Genomic DNA, 9,168 nt, shown 5'->3' with positions numbered 1-9,168 from the left:
AGCAGACGGGGGGGGGGGGGGCCGGGGGGGGGGGGGGGGCCCCCCCCCCCCCCACCCCGGGGGGGGGGGGGGGCCCGCCCCCGGGGGCCCCCCGGCCCGGCAGTCCCCCCGAGCGTTCTCCGCCGCCTGCTCGCCGGTCCTTGCGCTCGGTGTTCCCCGCCGGACCTGGCTGGGCCCGCCGCACCGACCCGGACAGCTCCGTACACCACACTCAGTCGCATCCAGCCGTCGGTCCAACGGCTGGACCACGCGACGCTCTACACCTCCGGCGCGTCCCCGAAGTCCGGGATCTCCAGCCTGGCCCCGCCCCTGAGGGCGGACTGGTGGGCGATGACGCCCGGCAGGGTGTAGCGGGCCGCCACCCAGGCGTTGACCGACGGCAGCGTCCGCGTGTTGACCGCGGTCACGAAGTCGTCGACCAGGAAGTGGTGGCTGCCCTCGTGGCCGTTGTGCAGGTGGTCGAACTCCCGCGGCAGGCGTGCGCGGTCGTGCACCGGGGCCGAACCGGAGGTGAAGGCGGCCCGCAGATCCGGGGCGATGTGCTGCAGTGACGGGTCGTCAGGGGACATGGTGGGCTTGGGCTCCAGGAGCTCGCTGATGTCCTTCACGCCGTTCTTGTCCTGCCACAGAGCCACCGTCGCGAGCTGCTCCATGCTCGCGTCCGTACCGAAGAAACGGAAGCGTGACTCACGGATGTGGGACGGGTAGCCCACGCGCCGGAACTCGTTCGTACGGAACGACCCGCCGCCCGCCACCTCGAACAGCGCGGTGGCGTTGGAGAAGTCGTTGCCGAACTGGCTGACCTCCTGGTCGAAGACCCCGTCGCCCCGCTCGTCGACGACCCCGATCGCGGACACGCTGACCGCGTGCGTCTGCCAGGCGCCCAGCACCCCGCCCACCGAGTGCGTCGGGTACAGCAGCGGGGGATAGCTGGCGGTCGCCTTCCAGTTCTCGCCGCCGCTGTACTGGTACGCCTCGTAGAAGCCCAGGTCCATGTCGTGGACGTAGTCGCCCTCGGCGTAGAAGATCCGTCCGAAGGCCCCCTCGGCGATCTGGTTGCGGGCGTGCACGGTCGCGGGGTTGTACTGGCTGGTCTCGCCCATCATGTACGTCAGCCCGGTCGCCTTGACCGCGTCGATGATGGCCGCGATCTCCTCGGTGGTGATCGCCATGGGGACGGCCGAGTACACGTGCTTGCCCGCGTTCAGGCCCTGGAGCACCAGCGGGCCGTGGGTCCAGCGCTGGGTGAAGATCGCCACCGCGTCCACGGACGGCGACTGAAGCATCGCCTCGTAGGAGGGGAAGGTGCCCGCCAGCCCCTGGGCGGCGGCGAGTTGCTCGGCCCTCTCGGGCAGCAGGTCGGTGACGTAGACGTCGCCGACGCCGGGATGGGCCTGGAACAGCGTGGCGAACTGGCCGGAGAACTGGCCGGCGCCGACGATGCCGAGCGAGAACGTCATGTAAGGCGTGCCCTTCACTGGACGGGAGATCACTGTCGGAAAATCACTGTCGGAAAATCACTGGCGGGAGGTCACTGGCGGGAGGTCACTGCGAGAGGATCAGGTCGATCTGGTCGTTGGTCCGGTCGAGGCTGCTCACGGGCTTTCCGTTGCCGTAGATGTCCTCCATCGCGGGCTGCATGAGCGCCTGCACGTCCGCCGCGTAGTTGGTGATCGGATAGGAGAAGGTCCGGAAGTCCTTCTTGTCGGCCACCGGCTCGGTGAAGGCCGAGACGTCGATGCCCTTCTTCCGGTAGGAGGCGATGGCGGCCTGCGTGCCGCCCGGCGTGGCGGGGAAGACGACCCCGTACGCGCCGACGACCTTCTGGCACGCGTCGGAGGCCAGGTACTGCACCCACTTCCGGGCGGCTTCCTTGTTCCTGGCGCCCTTGGTGATGGAGTCGGCGAGGCCGTTCATCATGGTGGCGCGCTTGCCCGTCGGGCCGACCGGGGTGAGGGCGGCCTTGATGTCCTTGCCCTTGAAGCCGTTGTACGTGGAGATCATCCAGGCGCCGTCGAAGACCGCGGCCGCCTTGCCCGCGGCGATCTGCGTGTTGCCCTGGTTGGACTGCTGGTTGTAGTCGGAGAAGGGGGCCATGTAGCCCTTCTTCGCCAGGCCGAAGTACCACTTGACGACGGACTGGAACGTCTTGCTGTCGTACTGGTACTTCGTTCCCCAGCGCGCCTTGTCCGTGTAGCTCCACCCGGCCGATCCGGTGAAGGGGCTCCACTGCGTCTGCCCGTCGGCGAAGCCGCCGCCCTGGGTGGCCAGCCCGTACACCTTGACGTTGTTCCTGTCGAAGCCGGGTTCGTCGCCCCGCTTGCCGTTCCTGTCGACGGTGAGGTGGGCGATGGCCTTCTCGAAGGTGCCGCCGTCCTCGGGGTTCCAGGACAGGTTGTCGAGCTGCCCGGCGGTGAGGCCGGCGTCCTTCGCCATCTTCTCGTTGTAGAAGAGCGCGACGGTGTCCCAGTCCTTGGGGGCGCCGTAGCGGTGGCCGTCCTGGCCGATCCAGTTGGCGGCGAGCCCCGGCTGGTAGTCGGAGTCCTTGATCCCCAGGTCGTCCAGCGGCTCCAGCACCTTCAGATCGGCGAACTGGCCGAACTTTTGGATGTGGTCGGTGAACACGTCCGGCTGGGTGCCCGCGATGAAGCCGGCCGTGAGCTTGGTCCAGTAGTCGCTCCAGCCCAACTGGGTGATCTTCACCTTCAGTCCGGGGTTCTCCTTCTCGAACCCCTTCGCGCAGCCCTGGTAGGCGGGCAGCTGGTTGGCGTCCCACAGCCAGTACGTCACCGTGTTCGCGGACGACCCGGCGGAGCCGCCCTGTGCGCAGCCGGTCGCCAGGGACAGGGCCAGCGCTCCGGCCAGCGCGGTCAGCGTACGAAGTCGCATGGTCCGTTCCCTCACTTGATCCCGGTGAAGCCGATGGAGCTGACGATGCGGCGGGCGAAGCAGGCGAAGAGCACCAGCATCGGCAGTGCGGCGATCAGCGTCGCCGCCGTGAGCCCGGACCAGTCGACGCCGGTCGCCGGGGTCTGCGCCCGGAAGATCGCCAGCGCCACGGTCAGCACACGCGAGCTGTCGCTGTAGGAGACCATCAGCGGCCAGAAGTAGTCGTTCCAGGACGTGATGTACGTCAGCACGGCCAGCGTGATGACCGGCGTGGATGCCATCGGCAGGATCACCCGGAAGAAGATCTTGACCTTACCGGCGCCGTCCAGCAGCGCCGCCTCCTCGACCTCGCGCGGGATGTTCATGAAGAACTGCCGCAGGAAGAACACCGCGAACGGGGTCATGAACAGGCTGGGCAGCGCGATGCCCACCAGGGTGTCCACCAGGTGGAGTTGCTTGATGAGCACGAAGTTCGGCAGCAGCGTGAAGATGGTCGGCACCATCATCCCGGCCAGGAAGAGGCCGAACACCTTGTCCCGGCCCCGCCAGCGCAGCCGCGAGAAGGCGTAGGCGGCCATCGCGGAGAAGAAGATCTGGCAACCGGTGATCAGGGTCGAGACGAGCACCGAGTTGAGCAGGTAGCGCCAGAAGTCGAGCCCGCCGCCCGCGCCGCCCTGCGCGATCGCCTCCTTGGCCGACTGCAGGCCGAGGGCCCGTTCGAAGCCGCTGGTGGTGAGGTCGACCGGCAGGGGGTTGGTCGGGTCGGTGCTCAGGCCCGCGTTGGTGGAGAGGGCGGTGCGCAGGATCCAGTAGAACGGCAGCAGGGTGATGAGCACGATCAGGCCCATCACGGTCCAGGCGGCGGCCCGGCCGGGGGAGAACCTGCGCCGGGTCGGCCGTACGGTCGGCCTTGTCGTCGTAGCGGTCACGGCAGCCATGCCGGTGTCTCCTTCCGTCAGCCGAGGTCGCTCTGGCCGGCCCGGGTGAGCCGGTACTGGAGGATGGTGATCGCGCTCAGCACGATCAGCAGGGCGACGGACATCGCCGAGGCGTAGCCGAACTGGAAGCGGCCGAAGGCGGAGCCGTAGATGTAGTACTGGAGCACGTTGGTCGCGTTCGCCGGGCCGCCCGCCGTGGTCACGGCCACGGTGTCGAAGACCTGGAACGACCCGATCACCGTCATGATCAGCACGACCGCGAGCACCGGCCGCAGCAGCGGCATGGTGATCCGCCAGAACATCCGCCACTCGCCCGCGCCGTCGACCCTGGCGGCCTCGTACATGTCGTTCGGGATCGCCTGGAGACCGGCGAAGAGGAGGAGGGCGGTGTAGCCGACGTGCCGCCACACGTTGATCAGCGCGATCGTCGGGATCGCCCAGGTCTCGTCGGCCAGGAACGGGATGCGGTCGAAGCCGAGCGCGGAGATGATCTCGTTGCCGATGCCGAGCTGGTTGTCGAGGATCCACAGCCAGACGAGACCCGCGACCACGTTCGACATCAGATACGGGGTGAGCACGATCCCGCGCAGCACGGCCGACTGGGTCAGCCGCTGGAGCAGGACGGCGATGGCCAGGGCCGCGACCGTCTGGACACCGATGTTGATGACGACGTACTCGACGGTGACCTTCAACGAATCCCAGAAGATGGGGTCGTTGACCATGCGGACGTAGTTGTCGAGCCCCACCCACTCCGCCGGAGTCAGCAGGTTGAAGCGGGTGAAGCTGAGGTAGACGCCCCGCAGGGTGGGCCAGAGCAGGAACACCAGGAAGCCCAGCATCGCGGGGGCGACGAACACGGCGGCGAGGGCGCCGTCACCGTGGGCACGTGTCTTCGCCCCCTTCGTCGGCGCGGCGGTCGCGGCGCCGCTCAGTGGCAGTCGGGATGGTGGGCTGCTGGAGGCGACGGTCATCGAGGGCTCCCTCATCGGCGGCTCGTCCTCAGGCCACTTACTTTTGGCGCAAAAGAATTCCTGCGTCAAGAGTCGTGCACGCATGTCTTATGGGGAGGATCTTCGGTCTAGAGTGAAGCTATTGCTTCCATCACGAAAAAAAATCTTGCTGTGGGAGTCTGACCGTCATGACTGCACTCGCCGCCAGTTGGCCGCCGCTCAGCGCTGGGGAACGCGCGGTGGCGATCGAGGTCCTCGTGCACGGGCCGCTGTCTCGCACCGAGCTCGCCCGGCGGCTGGGTCTGTCCGCCGGCAGCCTGACCCGGCTGACCAAACCGCTGATCGAGTCGGGGCTGCTGGTCGGGACCGGCGAGGACGCGACGCCCACCGAGGTGCGGCAGGGCCGCCCCTCGCAGCCGCTGGACATCGTCGCCGACTCCCGGCTCTTCATCGGCTTCAAGATCACCGGTGACATGGTGTACGGCGTCGTCACCACGCTCAGAAGTGAGATCGTCACCCGCTACGACCGCCCGCTCGCCACCCATGACCCGGACCTGGTCGCCGGTCAGCTGGCGGAGATGACCGCCGAGCTCGCCCGGACCCACCCCGGGCTCGCGGGCATCGGCATCGGTGTGGGCGGCCTCGTCCAGGAGCGTGCCGCGGTCGGCGAGTCGCCCTTTCTCGGCTGGCGCGACGTGCCGCTCGCCGCACTCGTCGAGGAACGCACCGGACTGCCCGTGGTGGTCGAGAACGACGTGGCCGCGCTCGTCGAGGCCGAGAGCTGGTTCGGCGCGGGCCGCGGTCTCGACCGGTTCGTCGTCCTCACCATCGGCGCGGGCATCGGCTACGGCCTGGTCCTGGGCGGCAGGCGAGTGCCCCATGCCGAGGAGGACGGGGGGTTCGGGCGGCACTGGATCGTCAACCCGAACGGGCCGCTCACCCCCGACGGGGCACGCGGCAGTGCCGTCTCACTGCTGACCATCTCCAGCATCCGCTACCAGATCCAGGCCGCCACCGGCCGCGAGATGACGTACGAGGAGATCCTCGCCGGCGCCGCCGCCGGGGAACCCATGCCCGCACGCGTCGTCGACGAGGCGGCGCGCGCCCTGGGCACGCTGGTGGCGCAGATCTCCAACTTCGCCATGCCGCAGAAGATCCTCCTCGCCGGCGAAGGGGTCGGCCTGATGGAGGTGGCCGGAGCGACGGTGGAGGAGACCATCCGCGCCAACCGTCACCCGCTCGCCGCCCCGGTGCCCCTGGAGACCAAGGTGTCGGACTTCCACGACTGGGCGCGCGGCGCCGCGGTGCTGGCGATCCAGGTGCTGGTCCTGGGAACCGCGGAGGCGTAGGGGAGGGAGCCGCCCCGGCAACCTCGCCGACCCCGAGGCCCCGCCGGCCCGCACCCTGATGCTGGGCGATCTCTGCGGCGATTTGACGGAGCTCGCGCCTGTCCGCAGCCCTGCGCGCCGCCGGACGCCCGCACGAGCGGGTCCTGCTGCCCGGCGCCGGCCGGTGGCCGGTCGACACGTCGCTCACCGAGGAGAGGCCGCGGCCTCAAGTCCCCTTCCTCCGCGCCGGTCGGCCGCCTCGGCCGTGACCGGGCACCCGGGCCGGGAGACCCGCTGAATCCGCGCCGGCCACAGCGAAAGCACAGTCGGAGCACAGCCCCACGCGGTGCGGTGGCCCGCTCGGGGCCGCGTACCGAGGGATAACCCTCGAAGCCTCGGCATCTTGATGACATGCCCCCGACAAGCCTGCCATTCTCCCACCCAACTGCCGGACGCATACGGCACGTTGACCCCCCACACCGCACGGTCCCCGCACACCTCAGCTCGTCCCGGACAGCACCGGCTGCCCGGGTCTGTCACCGGCCGCGCACCGCGGCCGCCGCAGTAGGAGTACGAGTGAGACCCAACCCCCGCAAGCGGACCGCGGTCGGAGTCGCCCTGCTCTCCACCGCCGCCCTGCTCACCGTCGGTGTCCAGACGGTCCCGGCAGCAGCGAAACCCGCCGCCCCCCACCCCAGCCCCCTGCGCACCGGCGGCCTGCCGGCCGACCTCACCCCCGCCCAGCGCACCGCCCTCGTCGAGAACGCCCGGGCGCGGACGGCACGGACGGCCGAGACCCTCGGCCTGGGCGACCAGGAGAAACTGGTCGTCAAGGACGTCGTCAAGGACAACGACGGCACCGTCCACACCCGCTACGAGCGCACCTACGCGGGCCTGCCCGTCCTCGGTGGCGACCTCGTGGTGCACACACCCCCGGCCTCGTCGGCCGCCGGCACCCTGAGCACGACCTTCAACAACAACCGCCGTACCGTGAAGGTCGCGTCCACGACCCCGACGTACAGCAAGGCGGCCGCCGAGACGAAGGCGCTGAAGGCAGCAGAGGAGCTGGACGCGCAGAAGCCCAGCGCCGACAGCGCCCGCAAGGTGATCTGGGCGGGCAGCGGCACGCCGAAGCTCGCCTGGGAGACCGTGGTAGGCGGACTCCAGGACGACGGCACGCCCAGCCGGCTGCACGTCATCACCGACGCCACCACCGGCGCGGAACTCCACCGCTTCGAGGACATCAAGACCGGCACCGGCAACAGCCAGTACAGCGGCGCGGTGACCATGGGCACCACGCTGTCCGGCTCGACGTACCAGCTGTACGACACCGCGCGCGGCGGCCACAAGACGTACAGCCTCAACAACGGCACGTCGGGCACCGGCACCCTGATGACCGACACCGACGACACCTGGGGGACCGGCTCCGGGTCCAACACCCAGACCGCCGGTGTCGACGCCCACTTCGGCGCCCAGACCACCTGGGACTTCTACAAGAACGTCCTGGGCCGCAGCGGCATCAAGAACGACGGCGTCGCGGCCTACTCGCGCGTCCACTACAGCAGCAACTACGTCAACGCCTTCTGGGACGACAGCTGCTTCTGCATGACCTACGGCGACGGCTCCGGCGGCACCCACGCACTCACCTCGCTCGACGTCGCCGGCCACGAGATGAGCCACGGCGTGACCTCCAACACCGCCAACCTCAACTACACCGGTGAGTCGGGCGGGTTGAACGAGGCGACCTCCGACATCTTCGGCACCGGCGTGGAGTTCTACGCGAACAACTCCGCCGACGTCGGCGACTACCTCATCGGCGAGAAGATCGACATCAACGGCGACGGCACCCCACTGCGGTACATGGACGAGCCCGACAAGGACGGCTCCTCCGCGGACAGCTGGTACTCCGGCATCGGCAGCCTCGACGTCCACTACTCCTCGGGCCCGGCGAACCACATGTTCTACCTGCTCTCCGAGGGCAGCGGCACCAAGACCATCAACGGCGTCACCTACAACAGCCCCACCTCCGACGGCGTCGCCGTCACGGGCATCGGCCGGGACGCGGCGCTGAAGATCTGGTACAAGGCGCTGACGACGTACATGACGTCCAGCACCAACTACGCCGGCGCCCGCACCGCCGCCCTCAACGCGGCCGCCGCGCTGTACGGCAGCGGCTCCACCCAGTACGCCGGCGTCGGCAACGCCTTCGCCGGCATCAACGTCGGCAGCCACATCACCCCGCCCAGCAGCGGCGTCACGGTCACCAACCCGGGCAGCCAGTCCGCCACCGTCGGCACCGCGGTCAGCCTGCAGATCACGGCGAGCAGCACCAACAGCGGCTCCCTGACCTACGCGGCGAGCGGTCTGCCCGCGGGTCTGTCGATCAGCAGCTCCACCGGCCTGATCTCCGGCACCCCGACCACGGCCGGCACCTCCGGCACCACCGTCACGGTGACCGACAGCGCCGGCGCCACCGGCACCGCCTCCTTCACCTGGACGGTCAGCGCGAGCGGCGGCGGCAGCTGCACCTCGGCGCAGCTCCTCGGCAACCCCGGTTTCGAGTCCGGGGACACCACCTGGACCGCCACCAGCGGGGTCGTCACCAACTCCAGCAGCCAGGCGGCGCGCACCGGCTCCTACAAGGCCTGGCTCGACGGCTACGGATCGACCCACACCGACACGCTGTCGCAGTCGGTGACGATCCCGAGCGGCTGCACCCACACCACGTTCACCTTCTACCTGCACATCGACACGGCCGAGACCACCACCAGCACCCAGTACGACAAGCTGACGGTCACCGCCGGGTCCACCACCCTGGCCACCTACTCCAACCTCAACGCGGCCTCCGGCTACGTGCAGAAGTCCTTCAGCCTCGGATCCTTCGCGGGCAGCACCGTGACCCTGAAGTTCACCGGCGTCGAGGACTCCTCCCTCCAGACCGGCTTCGTCGTCGACGACACCGCCGTCACGACGGGCTGACCCTCCCCCCACGGGCCGACGGGCCCCCCCCGGGGGCCCCCCCCCGGGGGGGCGGGGCCCGGGGGTGCGCCCCCGGGGGCGCGG

Annotated in this window: 6 protein-coding genes; 2 read left to right on the top strand and 4 right to left on the bottom strand. The window is 69.6% G+C overall.

The window, feature by feature from the left end; all coding sequences use genetic code 11:
- Positions 1-257: 257 nt before the first annotated feature.
- From ACPT94_RS17070 to ACPT94_RS17055, 4 genes are all read right to left on the bottom strand, one after another.
- The gene (locus ACPT94_RS17070) at positions 258-1,460 is read right to left on the bottom strand and encodes a Gfo/Idh/MocA family protein (protein ID WP_360350134.1); all 1,203 of its coding nucleotides are present in this window, start codon (positions 1,458-1,460) and stop codon (positions 258-260) included.
- Positions 1,461-1,545: 85 nt separating this feature from the next.
- Entirely contained in the window at positions 1,546-2,889 is a 1,344-nt protein-coding gene (locus ACPT94_RS17065) for an ABC transporter substrate-binding protein (RefSeq protein ID WP_425246202.1), read from the bottom strand.
- Positions 2,890-2,900: 11 nt separating this feature from the next.
- Positions 2,901-3,827, bottom strand: a complete 927-nt coding sequence (locus tag ACPT94_RS17060; protein ID WP_360350140.1) for a carbohydrate ABC transporter permease — start codon at positions 3,825-3,827, stop codon at positions 2,901-2,903.
- A gap of 17 nt (positions 3,828-3,844) precedes the next feature.
- Entirely contained in the window at positions 3,845-4,798 is a 954-nt protein-coding gene (locus tag ACPT94_RS17055) for a carbohydrate ABC transporter permease (RefSeq protein WP_360350143.1), read from the bottom strand.
- A gap of 167 nt (positions 4,799-4,965) precedes the next feature.
- Here ACPT94_RS17055 and ACPT94_RS17050 point away from each other — a divergent pair, with 167 nt between their 5' ends.
- Positions 4,966-6,126: an ROK family protein gene (locus tag ACPT94_RS17050; protein ID WP_360350145.1), complete on the top strand. Its 1,161-nt coding sequence runs from the start codon at positions 4,966-4,968 to the stop codon at positions 6,124-6,126.
- Between the two features lie 555 nt (positions 6,127-6,681).
- Entirely contained in the window at positions 6,682-9,084 is a 2,403-nt protein-coding gene (locus tag ACPT94_RS17045; RefSeq protein WP_425246201.1) for a M4 family metallopeptidase, read from the top strand.
- Positions 9,085-9,168: the final 84 nt, after the last annotated feature.

Origin of the sequence: Streptomyces aurantiaciflavus (assembly GCF_049808595.1) — a bacterium.
Lineage (GTDB): Bacteria > Actinomycetota > Actinomycetes > Streptomycetales > Streptomycetaceae > Streptomyces.
Note: the sequence above shows the minus strand (reverse complement) of the source record. Positions and strands in the feature narration are given on the sequence as shown.